The organism is Flavobacterium tistrianum (assembly GCF_003254545.1).
Classification (GTDB): domain Bacteria; phylum Bacteroidota; class Bacteroidia; order Flavobacteriales; family Flavobacteriaceae; genus Flavobacterium; species Flavobacterium tistrianum.
Map to the genome: position 1 here is coordinate 184,778 of NZ_QJRH01000072.1, position 16,616 is coordinate 201,393.

Annotated in this window: 15 protein-coding genes; 7 read left to right on the plus strand and 8 right to left on the minus strand. The window is 33.8% G+C overall.

From position 1 onward, the window contains the following. Position 1 precedes the first annotated feature (1 nt). The 4 genes from sprC to DMB71_RS17580 all read right to left on the minus strand — a co-directional run bounded on the left by sprC (position 2) and on the right by DMB71_RS17580 (position 3,886). On the minus strand, positions 2-1,453 hold the full coding sequence (gene sprC, locus DMB71_RS17565; RefSeq protein ID WP_111368287.1) for a gliding motility protein SprC: 1,452 nt from the start codon (positions 1,451-1,453) through the stop codon (positions 2-4). Next, positions 1,450-1,860, minus strand: coding sequence for a hypothetical protein (locus tag DMB71_RS17570; RefSeq protein WP_239452996.1), 411 nt, complete (start codon positions 1,858-1,860; stop codon positions 1,450-1,452). Before DMB71_RS17570 ends, sprC begins: the two co-directional genes overlap by 4 nt. A 100-nt stretch (positions 1,861-1,960) precedes the next feature. Further along, positions 1,961-3,253 (minus strand): hypothetical protein, encoded by a 1,293-nt coding sequence (locus DMB71_RS17575; protein ID WP_111368290.1) that lies wholly within the window; start codon positions 3,251-3,253, stop codon positions 1,961-1,963. A gap of 180 nt (positions 3,254-3,433) precedes the next feature. Continuing rightward, positions 3,434-3,886 (minus strand): hypothetical protein, encoded by a 453-nt coding sequence (locus DMB71_RS17580; protein WP_111368292.1) that lies wholly within the window; start codon positions 3,884-3,886, stop codon positions 3,434-3,436. A 446-nt stretch (positions 3,887-4,332) separates the two neighbouring features. On the opposite strand from DMB71_RS17580, the gene DMB71_RS17585 reads away from it, so the two are divergent. The 4 genes from DMB71_RS17585 (at position 4,333) to recA (ending at position 7,650) form a co-directional block, all read left to right on the plus strand. Then, the gene (locus DMB71_RS17585) at positions 4,333-5,481 is read left to right on the plus strand and encodes a DNA polymerase III subunit (RefSeq protein ID WP_111368294.1); all 1,149 of its coding nucleotides are present in this window, start codon (positions 4,333-4,335) and stop codon (positions 5,479-5,481) included. 6 nt (positions 5,482-5,487) lie between these two features. After that, the gene (locus DMB71_RS17590) at positions 5,488-5,871 is read left to right on the plus strand and encodes a DoxX family protein (RefSeq protein ID WP_111368295.1); all 384 of its coding nucleotides are present in this window, start codon (positions 5,488-5,490) and stop codon (positions 5,869-5,871) included. 116 nt (positions 5,872-5,987) lie between these two features. Continuing rightward, complete coding sequence (locus DMB71_RS17595) at positions 5,988-6,497, plus strand: acyl-CoA thioesterase (RefSeq protein ID WP_008465736.1); 510 nt, start codon at positions 5,988-5,990, stop codon at positions 6,495-6,497. A 145-nt stretch (positions 6,498-6,642) separates the two neighbouring features. After that, positions 6,643-7,650, plus strand: a complete 1,008-nt coding sequence (gene recA / locus DMB71_RS17605) for a recombinase RecA (protein WP_111368298.1) — start codon at positions 6,643-6,645, stop codon at positions 7,648-7,650. 567 nt (positions 7,651-8,217) lie between these two features. Here recA and DMB71_RS17610 read toward each other — a convergent pair. Next, the gene (locus DMB71_RS17610; RefSeq protein WP_111368930.1) at positions 8,218-8,958 is read right to left on the minus strand and encodes a lysophospholipid acyltransferase family protein; all 741 of its coding nucleotides are present in this window, start codon (positions 8,956-8,958) and stop codon (positions 8,218-8,220) included. 289 nt (positions 8,959-9,247) lie between these two features. Between DMB71_RS17610 and trpS the strand changes: the two genes are divergently transcribed. Next, the gene (gene trpS / locus DMB71_RS17615) at positions 9,248-10,222 is read left to right on the plus strand and encodes a tryptophan--tRNA ligase (protein WP_111368300.1); all 975 of its coding nucleotides are present in this window, start codon (positions 9,248-9,250) and stop codon (positions 10,220-10,222) included. A 262-nt stretch (positions 10,223-10,484) separates the two neighbouring features. On the opposite strand, the gene dprA is transcribed toward trpS, so the two are convergent. Then, positions 10,485-11,585: a DNA-processing protein DprA gene (gene dprA / locus DMB71_RS17620; RefSeq protein WP_111368301.1), complete on the minus strand. Its 1,101-nt coding sequence runs from the start codon at positions 11,583-11,585 to the stop codon at positions 10,485-10,487. Between the two features lie 238 nt (positions 11,586-11,823). Between dprA and DMB71_RS17625 the strand changes: the two genes are divergently transcribed. Both DMB71_RS17625 and DMB71_RS17630 read left to right on the plus strand, forming a co-directional pair. After that, positions 11,824-12,795, plus strand: a complete 972-nt coding sequence (locus tag DMB71_RS17625; protein WP_111368303.1) for an HU domain-containing protein — start codon at positions 11,824-11,826, stop codon at positions 12,793-12,795. 120 nt (positions 12,796-12,915) lie between these two features. Beyond that, the gene (locus DMB71_RS17630; protein WP_162614844.1) at positions 12,916-13,353 is read left to right on the plus strand and encodes a hypothetical protein; all 438 of its coding nucleotides are present in this window, start codon (positions 12,916-12,918) and stop codon (positions 13,351-13,353) included. A gap of 42 nt (positions 13,354-13,395) precedes the next feature. Here DMB71_RS17630 and DMB71_RS17635 read toward each other — a convergent pair whose 3' ends face one another. Both DMB71_RS17635 and DMB71_RS17640 read right to left on the minus strand, forming a co-directional pair. Next, complete coding sequence (locus DMB71_RS17635) at positions 13,396-14,157, minus strand: hypothetical protein (RefSeq protein ID WP_111368306.1); 762 nt, start codon at positions 14,155-14,157, stop codon at positions 13,396-13,398. Positions 14,158-14,235: 78 nt separating this feature from the next. After that, positions 14,236-16,515: a helix-turn-helix domain-containing protein gene (locus DMB71_RS17640; RefSeq protein WP_111368308.1), complete on the minus strand. Its 2,280-nt coding sequence runs from the start codon at positions 16,513-16,515 to the stop codon at positions 14,236-14,238. Between the last annotated feature and the right edge of the window lie 101 nt (positions 16,516-16,616).

The following is a 16,616-nucleotide window of genomic DNA, read 5'->3' on the forward strand; positions in this document are numbered from 1 at the left end:
ATTATTTTATAACCGTTATTGATCCTTTTTTTTCACCTGCATCGCCTTGAATGACATAGTAATAAACGGGATTTACATTTTTAAAATCTATATTGTTTTGAGGCCAATCGCCTTGGTAATTCACTACATCCAAAACCATTTCTCCATTTGAACTAATGATCATTACCTTCGTATTTGCATTTTTATATTCGTCTGGAATATTCCAATACGGATTCATTCCGCTTAATTTAATAATGTTTGGAATAACGCTTGATGGGCCAGACTCGCCATTTATTCTAAATGAAAACTCTCGGCTTGCTATACATCCAGATGCCTGAGAAACTTTTGCTTTGTAGTTACCTTTTACAGCTACAACATAAGAACTTGATGTTTCATTAGAAATTAAATTATCATTTAAATACCACTCATAAATTGGTGCTGTAGCATCTGTTGTAATAGTTACAGTAATAGTTTCACCTTCGTTTAATTTATATCCATCCGGAGCATCAATACTTGCGTTAAAACTATTGCTCTTAAGATTAATAGATCCTGTAGCCTTACATCCGCCAAAATCAACATCTACAGAATAAACTCCAGATTCGTTTGTAGAATAAGTACGATTTGTCGCTCCTGCAATTAGATTACCATCTTTTTTCCATTGATAGCTATTTCCTGAAGTCGCTGTTAAAACTGTTCCCGAACCACTAGCGCAGAATGGATTTCCTAAACTTGATTCGATCGTAACCGAAGAACCAGAAGCAACTGATGTAACAGTGACACGATTTGAATACGATCCAGAAGTACATGTGCCGTAATTTGTTTCTGCGTAGTAAATTCCAGGTGTTGTAACCGTATAATCTTTCCCACCATTTCCTTGAACAAGTGTCGGCAATGCTGTTTCACCGTTATCTCTGTACCAGTTGTATGATAGAGATGGATATTTTAAAGGTGAATCTGGATTGGTAGCTACGTTATCTATTGACAAAACAAAACTGCCACCTGCACAAAATGCCGCAGTACCATTAAAGTTATTAATCGTATACTGTTGGTCATGTGCTCTGTAATAAATTGGGAAAGCATTCTTTAAACCAAAAGAAACAAATTTACTGCTAGAAAATCCCGTAGTAGAGACTCTAAGACTATAAGTATCTGATCCTACCAAATCTGTTGGAACGGCAAACGTTATTCTCTTTTGATTGCTGGCAGGATCCGATACTGTAATTGTTGTAGTTTTTACAATGTTTACAAAATTATTAGTTGAAAGTTCAACCTCAAACACTGTTCCCGCAGGAAAACCACTATAGGTAAAAGTTGCATTATATTCGTTACCGCCTGGTCCAGCACAGATTCTATCAAAATCCAAAACTTGAGGATTTATCGTTTTAGTCTGCGCACAAGTACTCGATCCAGTAAAGAAGATTATGCTGAATAATATTAAAACTTTAAAAAAAGATAAAGTAATTTTTTGAATCATATAGTGCGTGTTCTTGCTAGATCTATACGCTCAAAAAACAAGATATCTATGAATGTTTCTGAGAAATCATACTTGTAGTTTTCAATCACTTCTTTTGCAAGAATAGAAGTTGCTGCAAGTGTTGAGTTCTCCTCACAATTGTTAGATACAGTATTTGACTCAGCCGCTATAGTAAGGTTATCCTTGGGGGTGGACATCCCTACTATAGACTGATTTAAATTACTTGATTTGCCGTTTTCTATAACAGCATTGTTATTGTTGTTTTGGTTATTATTAGCCAAAGTTAAACCACGCTCAGAAACAGCAGCCTTAGTAGGGTTTTCTGCTGTATTCTGTGCATATAGAGTTAACGATATAGGCGAAACCAAAAATATTATATATAAAAAATATTTTTTCGTAGATACCATTATGTCTTGATCTTTATTTAGGCCCGTAAGACGATACATAAATTGTGTCTGGGGACTTAATTAATAAAATTTACGCGTGGGAAATAAAAATCGAAACTATTTATCTATTACCGCTAGAAGCCGTGATTTTTCCTAATTGTAATCTGAAATCTGGTTTTTTAGGATTGAAGATATCAATGAATGTTTCTTTGTTGTCACTTTGAGAGTAAACGTTAAAGAAAACACTGTTTCCATACCAGCTCTCTAAATCTTCATTGTTAGAATTGTATTCAGTAAAGATGTTTCCTTTACATAAGTTGAAATACATTTCCTCAAATTTGATTTTTTTAAGGTTGGCATCATTGATTTCAGTTTTGCTGTCTAATAATACTGCAGGGTTGAATCCAGAGATTACACTTCTTTTCATTTCAAGAGAAGCATTTTCAGCTACATATACAGCCTCTTTTACTAAACCTGCTTGAATGTCAGCGTTAATGTTTTCACTGTCATTAACCATTGTAATATTACTTGCAACAACTAAAGTTTGTTTTTTAGTGAAGTCTGTTTCACTTTTCTTCTCAAAAGATCTAACCTCCATACAACGAGATCCGTCTTTTGTGCTTGAGAAGTAAGAAGATCTAACTGCTAAAGAGTTGAAGAAACGACATTGAACTCCTTGAGAGAATTTAAAGTCATCGTTAACTGATTTATAAGAAACGAATTTTGTTGCATTTAAGTCACCACCTAAGATTCCGAAAGAATCTCCTCCAGCGTAGCTCACCATAATATTTTCTAAAATCGTTTTGTTACCAACAGCTGCTAAAGTCAAAGCATTGAAAGTATCAGCTCCTTTTACTTTTTTACCAGCAAACTCGATTCTAACGAATCTTAAAATTCCTGAGTTTGAAGCCACATTGTCTCCACCGTAAGTAGTCATTGTAGGATCAAGATCTAGGTTATAAGAACCTACATTTCCGAATTTGTTAATTGGAGCATCTCCAAGGATTACGATTCCACCCCAGTCTCCAGCTTTTTTCATGCTGCGGTTTGAAGTAAATACAATTGGATCTGTTTCTAAACCATCAGCCACTAATTGTGCTCCTTTTGTGATTACTAATGTTCCTTTTGTTTCGAAATCACCGATAATTACAGTTCCAGGTTCGATAGTTAAAACAGCATTGTTTGTAACATAAACGTTTCCTTGCAAAACGTAGATATTTCTTTTCAGCAATTTAGTATTAACAGAAATGTTTCCTGCCAAAATTTGGTTTGCTTCTCCATAATCAACTTTGTTAGGCTTAAACTCAGTCCAGTTGTTTAACCAATTGGTGTAGCCCATAATTCCTTTCTCTTGTTGAGCATTCATACTCGCAACTGTCAAAAGAACGCAGATCAATTGAGTAATTTTTTTCATGATAAGGGGGGTATTACGGTTAATAATAAATTTGGGTATGCGTAAATGTAAAAACTCCTCTCGGGTTTTCTGAAATTTCTCAGAACCCTCGAGAGTGAGTTTTTTTTATTTTATTTTTCGAGAACGTCAAAGCAGGTATTCACTTAGACTTTCCCAAAATGATTTTAAAAAAATGCTTTATTACATTTCGTTCAAATCGTTGAACTCGTGTAATGATTTCAATGTACTTTCGTAGAATAAAATTGCAGCGATTAGATTTCCTTTATCAGAGTAAGGCATCATTTTTCTTTGAAAATCTACCGTAGTATCCAAGAAAGTTGTTGTACCAACTGCCTGAGCATCTAAAACTTTTTTGTGTTCGTTATCATCTGGAATACCAAGATCAGCCATAGTAACACCTGGTTTAGTAACCAAAGCAATGTAAGGGAGAGTTTTAACTAATACTTTAATACGCTCGATGTATAATTCCAAAAGTTCACCCTTTTGCATACCACTTAATTCTTTTTGGTCATGGTATTTTCGGATAAGAGCAGTTGTACTGATAATACTTCTCGGTGCGTTTTTAGCTTGTGCTGAAGCAGCCGCAGTAGTTAAGATAAAAAAAGCACTAAATAGAATAATTTTCCCTTTCATAGATTCTTATTTTATAATTGGTTGTTGATAAAAACAAAAATATAGAAATTAACTTAAATTACAACTGTAATGGATTTTTTTTTCAAAAAATTTCCTTAAAAAAACCTTAAAAACCAGCGTTATGTCGAGAAAATGTGCGTTTTAACGGGCATTTTGTTAAAAATGTTAATTAAAAAATCGTAAGATATTAACTATAAAAAATATAAAATTGACTCAATAAATACCCAAAAAAAACATACGTTTATCGGTTTTTGAAAAAAAATATTAACAAAAACATCTTGATATTTACTCACTTGAAGGTATTTATTAACAAAATCCCATCGAAAATGATCCAAAAAAATCAAAAAATCATTCGAAGAGTTCTAATCCAAATTTGAAAATTAGAACGAATAAATAATCTTACTTATGAAAATTTTAGACTACACATTTTCTTCTATCTTTGCGCCATGCAATTTTCTCAAATTTTAGGTCAAGATTACATCAAAAGCCACTTGATAAAAAGTGCTGCTTCTGGTAGAATCCCTCATGCCCAATTATTCGTCGGCCCAGAAGGAAGCGGCACATTAATAGCGGCAATTGCCTATGCCCAATACATTTTATGCAATAATACCGGTGATGAAAATTCAAATGGAAATGATTCTTGTAATCTAAAGTTTGATCACATTTCGCATCCCGATCTGCATTTTATTTATCCAACCGTCACAACCGAAGATGTAAAAACAAAACCTAAAAGTTTAGATTTTATTCAGGACTGGCGAAGCTTTATTCAAGAAATGCCTTACGGAGGTTTATTCGATTGGTATAAAATTCTTGGTGTTCAAAACAAGCAAGGAGAAATTCGTGTAGAAGATGCTCAGGAAGTTTTAAAATCACTTTCGCTAAAATCTTACGAAGGCGGATATAAAATTATGATTATTTGGATGGCCGATAAAATGAACATCGCCGCATCCAACAAACTTTTGAAACTTCTTGAAGAGCCATCAGACAAAACGATGTTTATTCTAATTTCTGAAAACGAAGAAGATATTATTCAAACCATACGTTCACGATGCCAAGTAATTCACTTTAGTGGACTTCCTGAAAAAGTTATTGCCGATGCCTTAGTTGCCCGAGAAAATATAGATGCGACTTTAGCCAAAAAAATTGCACATCAAGCTCAAGGGAATTTTAATAAGGCACTCCATTTGTTAAAAGAAGACGATGATGATCTTCCTTTTGAACAATGGTTTGTTAACTGGGTTCGTGCGGCTTTTAGAGCAAAAGGAAATGCCGCTGCCATTCAGGATTTAATTTCTTGGAGCGAGCAGATTGCTGCGCTGGGACGCGAAAGTCAGAAAAAATTCATCCAATACTGCATCGAAATGTTCCGACAAGCTCTTATGCTAAATTATCAGGCTCAAGACTTAGTTTATATCGAACCAAAAGTGGATAAATTCAAATTGGAGAATTTTGCTCCCTTCGTAAACGGAAATAATATCCATGAAATATTCAAAGAACTTTCAGATGCTATGTACCACATTGAAAGAAATGGAAATGCAAAAATAATCCTTACCGATTTATCGATCAAATTGACTCGTTTAATTCATAAAAAATAATTCAAAATGAACAATGTTGCCTCAATTTTACTTTTGGCTTTTCTAGCTTTAACTTTTCTACAATCCGGTTACGAAAAAATTTTTTACTGGAAAGACAATGTTACTTGGCTTAAAGAACACTTTGCTAAAACGCCATTAAAAAACCAAGTTCCGCTAGCTCTTATGCATTTGTTGATTTTAGAACTAATTTCAGGAATTTTATGTGTTGTGGGCGGAATTCAATTGTTTACAAATAATGGCAGAGAATTTGGTTTTTATGGAGCTATCTTTTCTTGTATCTGTTTGCTAATGATGCTTTTCGGACAAAGACTTGCAAAAGATTACGATGGTGCGAGAACCATTGTTATATATTTTATACCAGCTGTAATGGCTGTTTATTGGTTGAATTAGATCAACTAGAAGTTAAAAAAAAGCCACAGATTTCACAGATTAAAAGGATTAAAAAATCTTTGTAAATCTTTGTAAATCTTTGAAATCTGTGGCAATAAAAAAAATTATTTAAAAAAATGAATCCAAAACATCCTTCAGAATCCCTAACTATTTTAACTGATTTAGTTTTACCGAGCGAAACAAATCCTTTAAACAACCTTTTTGGCGGTGAGTTATTAGCCAGAATGGATCGCGCGGCAAGTATTGCGGCCCGTAGACATTCGCGCCGAATTGTAGTAACGGCATCTGTAAATCACGTTGCTTTTAACAGAGCTATTTCGCTTGGAAGCGTTGTAACCGTAGAAGCAAAAGTTTCAAGATCATTCAAAAGTTCGATGGAAGTTTTTATCGATGTTTGGGTAGAAGACCGCGAATCTGGAAACAGAACAAAAGCCAACGAAGCAATTTATACTTTCGTAGCAGTAGATGATACAGGAAGACCTGTTGAAGTTCCTGCAATTGTACCAGAAACCGAGTTGGAAATTCAGCGATTTGATGCTGCACTTCGTCGTAAACAATTGAGTTTACTGCTTGCAGGCAAAATAAAACCGACAGACGCTACAGAATTAAAGGCTTTATTTGTATAGAACGATTTTGTGACAATTTGGAACAATCAAACTTCAAAAAAAGAAGTAATTTTACAAATTATAAAACTGACTAATAAAAATATAGCAGAATTTTCTTATTTTTATCCAGAAAGACAAAATAATAATTTAAGATATTTAGAAAAAAATGAGTTCAGAGAAAGAAGCCAAATTAAAAGCACTACAATTAACGCTTGATAAACTTGACAAAACCTACGGAAAAGGAACCGTAATGAAAATGGGCGACAGAGCCATTGTAGAAGTAGAAACGATTTCTTCTGGCTCACTAGGTGTAGACTTAGCTCTTGGAGTAAACGGATATCCGAAAGGAAGAATTATAGAAATATATGGCCCAGAATCTTCTGGAAAAACAACCTTGACGCTTCACGCAATTGCAGAAGCTCAAAAAGCGGGCGGTATTGCTGCTTTTATCGATGCGGAACATGCTTTTGATAGAAACTATGCAGAGAAATTAAATGTTGATATTGAGAACTTAATCATTTCTCAGCCAGACAACGGGGAGCAAGCTTTAGAAATTGCTGAAAACCTAATTCGTTCTGGAGCTATTGACATCGTTGTAATTGACTCTGTTGCGGCTTTAACTCCAAAAAGCGAAATTGAAGGCGAAATGGGAGATTCTAAAATGGGTCTTCACGCACGTTTGATGTCTCAAGCTTTGAGAAAACTTACTGGAACTATAAGCAAAACAAATTGTACAGTTTTCTTCATCAACCAGCTTCGTGAAAAAATTGGTGTTATGTTCGGAAATCCAGAAACAACAACTGGAGGTAACGCACTTAAATTTTACGCTTCTGTACGTTTAGATATTCGTCGTTCTGCTCAAATTAAAGATGGTGAAAACGTAATTGGAAACAGAACTAAAGTTAAAATTGTTAAAAACAAAGTAGCTCCGCCTTTCAAAACTGCAGAATTCGACATTATGTATGGAGAAGGAGTTTCTAAAACTGGAGAAATCTTAGATTTAGCTGTAGAATTTGATATCGTTAAAAAAGCAGGATCTTGGTTTAGCTATGGCGATACCAAATTAGGTCAAGGACGTGACGCTGTTAAAGCTTTAATTAAAGATAATCCAGAACTTGCTGAAGAACTGGAAATCAAAATTAAAGAACATATGAAAGAATTGGCAAATGCCTAAAACATAAGTCTAAAAAAGACATTCTGAAAGCCAAGTGATTACACAAAAATCACTTGGCTTTTTTTATTTCTAAAAAATTCAAAATTTTCACGCAACCTTTTTTCCAAACTTTCATCTATAAAAAAAAGCAGTTTTGTAATTGGTACTGCCATATATCAATTTCGGTTTTTTTTAGAATTTACGTTGATTGGTTATTTGAGTAAAAAAATCCGTTAGTTGGTCAAACTAACGGGTTTTTACCAAATTCTTTCTTTTAATCAGAATTCCAACGCAACCTTTTTGATTTTTCTGAATCTATAATAATGTGACATTAACTTGAGTTATTAACCAAACTCTTTATTATCAACTATTAATATTTTAATCATGAAAGAAAAAATAGAATTGTTGTACAGTAAAAACCGAAGAAAAACCAAATTGAAGTTTAAAAAAGTATTGCGTTTTATTTCAGAAAAGATAATTCACAGATAATAAGCTTTTGAATAAAAATAGGGGTTTTTAATTCAAAGAAAAGCCGGTAGACTTTTAAGTTTACCGGCTTTTGTATTTTACATAATGTCAGAATATTTATTATCGCTGAAAATCGATTAAACCAGAGTAAATCAAGTTTCTCACCTGTTCTTTCAATTCTTTTCGATGATCGCTTGTCAAACCTTTTGTTTCTACAAATGGCAGAATTCGCGCACGCATTTTTCCTGGACTTCCGCTCATGAATGTATATGAAAAACGTTCTTTATTGTCTGGAAAAACAATTGGCACAATCGGAATCTGATGATCTATAGCCAATCTGAATGCGCCGTCTTTAAACTCATCCAATAAAATACTTTCATCATCTGGAACTCCACCTTCAGGAAAAATACAAATACTCAAACCTTGATTAAGACGATTTTGAGCTCTTTTAAAAACTTCATTTTTACTTTTAGAAGAATTTCTGTCAACCAAAATACAAGTTCGTTTATAGAAAAAACCAAAAAGCGGAATCTTCACTAACTCTTTTTTTCCAACAAAAACAAACGGGTTTTTTATAAGTGCCAGCATCAGCATAATATCGGTCATCGAGGTATGATTAGCCACAATCATATAACTTTTCCCTTTAATGAGCTTCTGTTCGCGTTTTACGGTGTAATAGAAACCCATTCCGAAAAGGATAAATTTAGCCCAAATGCGGGCCATTTTAAAGAAATATGGATATCCTTTCTCAGAAAGGATAGAAACGACCAGAAAAGGGAACATAATGAGTATTGGAATCGCCATCAAAACGTAAAACCAAACTCTCCAAAGAATCCAAAAAGCAATTTTAAATATTTTCATAGCTTCAAATGTAAGAAAACAGAAATGAATTTTAAACATGAATTTGTATCGCTGAGTATTTAACCGCAAAGCACGCAAAGATTTTACGCAAGGGCCGCAAATTCATAGCCACAGATTTAAATGATTAAATGGATTTTAAACAATCTGTGAAGATTTTTTTAATCTGTGGCAGCACATTTAAATCTTTGAAAAAACATAATAAAAATCTTTGCGTGCTTTGCGTAAAATCTTTGTGTGCTTTGCGGTTATAAAAAACTTCACGAACTTTGCAATTAAGAAAAAAACGAGAATGGCAAAAATACTTACTGGTGTTCAAAGTACAGGAACACCGCATTTAGGAAATTTATTAGGAGCAATTATTCCGGCAATCGAATTATCAAACGATCCAACAAATGAATCTTATTTGTTTATTGCCGATTTGCATTCAATCACTCAGATTAAAGACGGAAAAACTTTAAGAGAAAATACCTATAGCACTGCTGCAGCTTGGCTTGCTTGTGGTTTAAATCCTGAAAAAGTGACGTTTTACAGACAATCTGATGTGGTTCAAACTACTGAATTGACTTGGTATTTGAGCTGTTTTTTTCCGTTTCAAAGATTGACTTTAGCACATTCGTTCAAAGATAAAGCCGATCGTTTAGACGATGTTAATGCTGGACTTTTCACTTATCCAATGTTAATGGCGGCGGATATTTTATTATATGATGCAGAATTTGTTCCTGTTGGAAAAGATCAGTTGCAGCATTTAGAAATCACTCGCGATGTTGCGGCTCGTTTTAACCACCAAATGGGTGAAACTTTTGTACTTCCAGAAGCAAAAATTCAGGAAAACATTATGTTGATTCCAGGAACAAACGGAGGAAAAATGAGTAAATCTGCTAATAATATTATCAACATTTTCTTGGATGACAAGACTTTACGCAAACAAGTAATGAGTATTGAAACAGATTCGACTCCTCTTGAAGCTCCAAAAAATCCAGATACTTGTAATGCATTCGCTATTTATTCATTGTTAGCAAACGAAGAACAAACTGCCCAAATGAGAGCAAACTATTTAGGCGGAAATTATGGTTATGGTCACGCGAAACAAGCTTTGTTTGAATTGATTACCGAGAAATTTAAAACCGAAAGAGAAAAATACAATTACTACATCAACAACCTTGAAGAAGTAGATGCTTTATTGAAAAAAGGCGCTTCAAAAGCTTCTGTAATTGCTGATGGTGTATTAGCAAAAGTTAGAGAAGTTTTGGGATTTCAGAAATAATTCAAAAACTATCTTTTAAAGAAACGCTGATCATTTTAAAATTGGTCAGCGTTTTTCTTTGGTGTTTATTTTAATTATTTTTTTGTAACTTCAAGTATATTAATCATTTAAAAACAGAAAAATGGATAAGTATATTGAAGATTATAATGTCCCGCCGTATCTATTTCAAGTTCTAAATATAATTTTCGGCATAATATTGATTTACATTTTATATCGATTGTATAAACATTTTAAACGAAAATAAAATATAGGATTTTCTGCGTTAAATTGATTCAAAAAGTTTTCCAGGAAGTGGTCTAATAATGCCTTTTAATTCCATACTTATCAAAATTCCAGATAGTTTGAAAATCGGAATCTCACATTCAATTGCAATGATGTCTAATAATTCTTTTCCATTTTTCAGAAGAAAATCATAAATCTTTTGCTCTTCGGGTTCTAACTCCACAAACAACTGTTTCTGAATACTTTTTGGTTTTTCCTTAATATCCCAATTCAGCATATAAATCAAATCTGCGGCACTTGTTAATACATTTGCTTTCTGGGTTTTAATCAGATTATTACAACCTTGACTATATTTATCGGTAACTCTTCCAGGCACAGCAAAAACATCACGATTGTATTCGTTGGCCATGTTTGCAGTAATTAATGATCCGCCTTTATCAGCAGATTCTATCACAATTGTAGCTTCAGTCATTCCAGCGACAATGCGGTTTCGGCGCACAAATTTCTCTTTATCAGGATTTGAATCGCTCCAAAACTCAGTAATAAATCCACCATTCTCTTCCATTTTTGCCATGTATTTTTTATGGGTCCTCGGATAAATCTGATTCAGTCCATGAGCTAAAACTCCAACAGTTTGCAAGTTATGATCCATCGCCGCTTGATGTGCCACAATATCAACGCCATAAGCAAAACCACTTACAATTACAGGATCTAACGGAGCCAAATCTTCAATTAACTTTCTACAGAAATCGTTTCCGTAAGAAGTAATCTGACGTGTGCCCACAATACTGATTATTTTTTTGTTTTTGAAATCTAAATTTCCAGCTGTAAATATCAGAATTGGCGCATCAATGCAATGTTTGAGACGCTCTGGGTAATTTTCATCTTGAAAAAAAGAAACTTGAACATTATTGTTTTTTATAAATGAAAGTTCTTTATCGGCTTTTTCAAAAACAGTTTTATCTTTCAGGTTTTTCAATAGAACAGATCCAATTCCATCAATCGCAGCCAACTGCGAATTTTTCGCTTTAAAAATAGCAGTAGCATTGCCAAATGAATTAAGCAATTTTTTACCCATTATATCTCCCACTCCATCAACCTTCAATAAGGCAAGTAAACTAAATAATTCCTGATCGTTCATTGTTTTTTAACATTATGTAAAATAGAATTAAAAAATCTACTTTTTTTGAAGCACAAATATCTATAAAACAATGTAATTTCTTAATAAAATTAAAAAATAAATTACTCATCCCTTTTTAGTAAAGGAAAATCAATAGGCTAATTAATTGAAAACGAATTGTCTAAAAATAATTGCGAATTGTTAATAAAAATTGTGAATAAAATTTTGATAACTATGCGCGTTGGCTAACTTTGTTAATATGAAAATCGAAGTATATATCTCACAGTTATTGTATCGTTATCAGTGTGTAACGGTTCCAGGATTTGGTGCATTTTTAACCGAAACACATTCGGCGCAGCTAAATGAAAGCACTAATTCGTTTTTTCCTCCAAAAAAAACCATTTCTTTCAACAGTCGTATAAAAAATAATGACGGATTATTGGCAAATCACATTGCACAAGCTGAAAAAACATCTTACGGTTTTGCAGTTAGCGCAATTGCTTTTGAGGTTTTGAACTGGAAAAAAACATTGGAAGAAGAAGGAGTAATTCTTTTAAAGAATATTGGAGAACTACGTTTGAATTCTGAAAGTAATATCATTTTCAAACCAAACGATCAGACCAATTATCTGGCAACTTCTTTTGGATTAAGTCCTTTTGTTTCTCCTATGGTGAAAAAAGAGGCATTCGAGAAAAAAATTGAAAAGATAGCAGCAAAAGAAAAAGATGCTGTTTTATTATACGAAAATGACGAAGAAACAAAATCTTCAAATCCGTTCTTGCGATATGCTGCAATTCTTGTTTTAGGACTTGGAATTACAGGAAGCATTGGTTACCCGTTATATCAAAACCAAATTGATAACCAAACTCTTGTTGTAGAACAAGCCGTTCAGAAAAAAGTACAAAACAAAATTCAAGAAGCCACTTTCTTTATAAAAAGTCCGCTTCCAGCTGTAACTCTTTCTGTTGATTCGGCTAAAGTTGAAACTGTCGAAACAACAATGCCTTATCACATTATGGCTGGTGCATTTAGAAGTGAAGCAAATGCAAAAAAAGCTTACAACCAGCTAATTAAAGATGGTTATAAAGCTAGAATGCTGAAAGAAAACAAACATGGACTATTCCCTGTTTTATACGGAAGCTATGCTACGATGAAAGAAGCAGAACAAGCTCAAAAAGAAATACAAAAGGGCGAAAATCCCCAAGCTTGGATACTAGTCGAAAATCTATAGATCACAAAAATCCCGTTTCAAAAGAACGGGATTTTTTTTGTCGTATTCTGTTATTTTAAAAAATTTGACTGGCAATCTTTGATAATTTCTTCAGATAAATTAGCCTCAAAAAAATACATCATGGACAAATTTCTTAAAACATTAATTTTCTTATTCTTACTGAGTTCACAATCTTTCTTTGCTCAACAAATTTCAAACACTGCACAAGAAATAGAACGTCAAAAAGCTGATCTTGAAACGCAAAAAAGTTTAAAAGAAAATTATAAAAAACTCGACGACAAACTTGATCAGCTGAAAAAAGAACAGAAGCTATTGGAAAGCAAAAAGAAAGCCCTATCAAAATCTGAAAGCGACTTGAAATCGACAAAAGAAAAAATCAGCAAACTGGAACTTGCCAATCAGAAAATTGAAAACAAAATAACAACATCTACTATTTCTGATGAAGAAATTCAAAAACAGAGAATCAAAACCAAAGAAAATGAGGTAAGCATTCAAAAATTGAAACTAACTCAAATAACGCAGGAAAAAGAGCTAGAAAAAGCGATGTCAGCTATATAAGTAAAAAGCCTAATTCAAAAGAGAATTAGGCTTTTTTAATGTTTATCGTGAAACAATTTTTGCATCTTGAGATAAAATTTCTTTTCCGGACTGATATACTATTAACGCCGCAGGCGCCGAATTTTTTTCGCCTAAAACGATGAAATGACATTCATACTTGAAATTGCCTTTTTTGAATTCGTAATGATGATTTCCCCCTGTTCCATCGGCAAAAAAAGCACCATTTTCAATTACAAGATCTGGAGTATCAGTCATTTTATTTTTGATTCCCCAAGAAACATAGCGGTAATTATTATTTCCTAAATCATCAATTCTTATTTTAAATTTTGAAGTTTCAAGAATGGCAACTGGCTCTTTAAAATTTGAAATTGATGCATTTACATTTTTCTTCTGTGTTACAATCAAAGCACTTTTCATTTTCTGTTCTTCATCAGATTGATGATTGATGCTGATAATTCTTCCATCAATATCGATCCACATGTCTCCACGATTTAGCATAATGCCACGCCAGCCAACTTCTGACCAATCTTTTGCTGGATCTGATTTTGTTATTTTTTCAACCAGAACTTTATCAAAAATCTGATTATATCTTTTTACAAAATCTGTCTTGTCTTTTATTGGCGGAATTGGATATTCCCGTTTGAATGGAAATTTTATTCGCTTTGCAATTGCTTCTTTATCGTTGTTTTTTACCTCCAAGATAAATTTCGAAATGAACTTTTGATATTCTGGTTTCAAAGCTTGAGCAATCAAAAACGAAGAATTAAATACCAAAATTGTTAGTAACATTTTAAATGTTTTCATATCTAAATTAATTTAAGGCGTTAGAAATTAGAATTTTGAAAAGCAGAAATCAATGTTTCACGTAGGACGCTATAAAAATCAATTTATGCTCGCTTTGAACATTTTCAATTCGTCCCAAGTAAATTCATCGCCATGTTTTTCTTTCAGACCACTCAAAGATTCTTCTTGATAAAACTGAAACGCTTCACGCAAGGCCAAAATTTTATCATACGGAAGAACATCAGTAATTTCGATTTTCTTCGATTGAATAAGTTTTATCAAATGCCCTTCGATAGTTTGAACATTCAATTTACGCATTCTCGCAATATCTTCAACCGGATGTTTATCCATCCATAAATCATACGTTTCTTCGACTGTCGTTTTTTTAGCCGTTTTAAGCTCGTTTTTCTCTTTCTTAGGTGATTTGTATCGAATAACGGGCTCTTCGGTTCTAAAAATGTCTGTATTTGTCGTTTTCAGCTCTTCCCTGATTCTTTCCGCTTTGTTGGTTTTGTAATTTTTAATTTTTGGCGATGTCAGCTTTTCTTTACTGATGGCTTCACCAGCAACAACCACTTCGATTAACAATTTGGCTTTCATCAATCTCAAAACTGCTTTGGTTTGAAGATCATCCAAAAAGTTAAGCTCTTCATAGAACTCTTTTACTTTTTTGAATTTTTGAATTTCAGCCATTTTATAAATCAGATCATCAACCAATTTGTCCATCGCTTTGAAGAAATAATCGTAGGCCGCATCTACTCTTTCTTTTACAAAAAACAGATCGACTGTTTCTTTGATGAAAATTTTATTGAGTTGCGCAATGAATTTCTGCGAAGGATCTAAAAGCTGTTCCATAATTTCCATCCGTTTGTGAGCCCAAACCGCATGTTTCGTTTTTTCGGAGCCAGCTGCATTTTCGTTGTAACTAAAACGATGATTTCTCCATTCTTGCGCCAATTCTCCCCAATTAAAACTGTTTATCAAATAGTTGTGGATAAAATTTTTGGTTTCGAAGTGAAGTGCCTTCTCTAAAGTTTCCTCAGTCGCGCGGTTCAAAGCATAATCCATCACATCTTGATCGTTGGAAATACCATTCATCTGCATCGGAGAAAGCAAAATAAGCCCGTTTAAAGAACGCAAACGCGAAAGTGCTACATAGGCCTGTCCAGGCAGAAAAACTTGCGACACATCAAGCGCTGCTTTGTCAAAAGTTAAACCTTGGCTTTTGTGCACCGTAATTGCCCAAGCCAATTTGATCGGATAATGCGCAAAGGTTCCTAAAACTTCTTCTTCGATATCTTTCGTTTGTTCGTTGACTTTGTATCGGATATTTTTCCATTCGTACTTTTCAACTTCCAGCGTCATATTCTCTTCTGGAAAGTGAACAAAGATTTCTTCGTCAGAAAGCGATTTGATTACACCCATCTTTCCATTGAAATATCTCTTTTCAAAAGACAAGTCATTTTTGACGAACATGATCTGTGCGCCGACTTTCAATTTCAGTTCTTCCTCGACAGGAAAGATCTTTTCAGGGAAATCTCCAACCACAAATGGCGTATAAATATATTCTTTTCCATCTAAATCATTGATTGACTGTGAGTTGATAGAATCGGCCTTCGCATTATGAGTAGTAAGCGTGATATAACCTTTGTTCTCTTTGAAGTCAAAATCTGGCTTAACATACTGATTTAGAATCGCTATGTCTTCTGGAGTGATCTGATTATTTCGCAAATTGTTCAAAACTGAGATAAAAGCATCATCGGTCTGGCGATAGATTTTTGACAATTCGATGTAAATCGGCGGATACGTTTGGAGAACATGAGAATGAAAAAAGAATTTCCCACGGTAATAGTTTTTTAGCGTTCGCCATTCTTCATCACGAATTACAGGCGGCAATTGCAACAAGTCTCCAATAAACAAAACCTGAACACCTCCAAAAGGTTGTGTGTTTCTTCGAACGGTCTGCATCATAAAGTCAACCGCGTCCAACAAATCGGCACGCATCATACTCACTTCATCAATTACCAGAAGCTCCATGTTTTTAATTACATTTCGCTTGACGTTATTCATTTTGAAATGGCGACGAAGCGATTCTTTGTTTTCAAACTTTACAGTTTCTGTAAATTGTGCGCTTGCATCGTAAGACGGAATAAAAGCAGAAAACGGAAGCTGAAACATGGAATGGATGGTTACGCCTCCAGCGTTCAAAGCTGCAATTCCCGTTGGTGCAACGACTACGGTGTTTTTATGCGTTGTCGCGATAATTTCGCGTAAAAGCGTAGTTTTTCCAGTACCTGCTTTTCCCGTAAGGAAAATAGATTTCTGAGTCTGATTGATGAATTGTAAAGTGTAAGCTGCCGCTTCTGAAACGTTCTGCATTGGGCTTGTATTAAAGAAATAAAATTACCGCATTTTTATAAAAAGAAAAAACCTAAATCTTAGTGGATTTAGGTTTTCAGTAATTTAGTTAGTTTGGTAGT

Excerpts from the sequence above, each read along its gene's own strand:
- sprC (WP_111368287.1), bottom strand. The coding sequence starts at position 1,453 with ATGATTCAAAAAATTACTTTATCTTTTTTTAAAGTTTTAATATTATTC.
- dprA (WP_111368301.1), bottom strand. The coding sequence starts at position 11,585 with ATGAACGATCAGGAATTATTTAGTTTACTTGCCTTATTGAAGGTTGAT.
- DMB71_RS17570 (WP_239452996.1), bottom strand. The coding sequence starts at position 1,860 with ATGGTATCTACGAAAAAATATTTTTTATATATAATATTTTTGGTTTCG.
- DMB71_RS17610 (WP_111368930.1), bottom strand. The coding sequence starts at position 8,958 with ATGAAAATATTTAAAATTGCTTTTTGGATTCTTTGGAGAGTTTGGTTT.
- DMB71_RS17635 (WP_111368306.1), bottom strand. The coding sequence starts at position 14,157 with ATGAAAACATTTAAAATGTTACTAACAATTTTGGTATTTAATTCTTCG.
- DMB71_RS17585 (WP_111368294.1), top strand. The coding sequence starts at position 4,333 with ATGCAATTTTCTCAAATTTTAGGTCAAGATTACATCAAAAGCCACTTG.
- DMB71_RS17575 (WP_111368290.1), bottom strand. The coding sequence starts at position 3,253 with ATGAAAAAAATTACTCAATTGATCTGCGTTCTTTTGACAGTTGCGAGT.
- DMB71_RS17630 (WP_162614844.1), top strand. The coding sequence starts at position 12,916 with ATGGACAAATTTCTTAAAACATTAATTTTCTTATTCTTACTGAGTTCA.
- trpS (WP_111368300.1), top strand. The coding sequence starts at position 9,248 with ATGGCAAAAATACTTACTGGTGTTCAAAGTACAGGAACACCGCATTTA.
- DMB71_RS17595 (WP_008465736.1), top strand. The coding sequence starts at position 5,988 with ATGAATCCAAAACATCCTTCAGAATCCCTAACTATTTTAACTGATTTA.
- DMB71_RS17640 (WP_111368308.1), bottom strand. The coding sequence starts at position 16,515 with ATGCAGAACGTTTCAGAAGCGGCAGCTTACACTTTACAATTCATCAAT.
- DMB71_RS17625 (WP_111368303.1), top strand. The coding sequence starts at position 11,824 with ATGAAAATCGAAGTATATATCTCACAGTTATTGTATCGTTATCAGTGT.
- DMB71_RS17590 (WP_111368295.1), top strand. The coding sequence starts at position 5,488 with ATGAACAATGTTGCCTCAATTTTACTTTTGGCTTTTCTAGCTTTAACT.
- recA (WP_111368298.1), top strand. The coding sequence starts at position 6,643 with ATGAGTTCAGAGAAAGAAGCCAAATTAAAAGCACTACAATTAACGCTT.
- DMB71_RS17580 (WP_111368292.1), bottom strand. The coding sequence starts at position 3,886 with ATGAAAGGGAAAATTATTCTATTTAGTGCTTTTTTTATCTTAACTACT.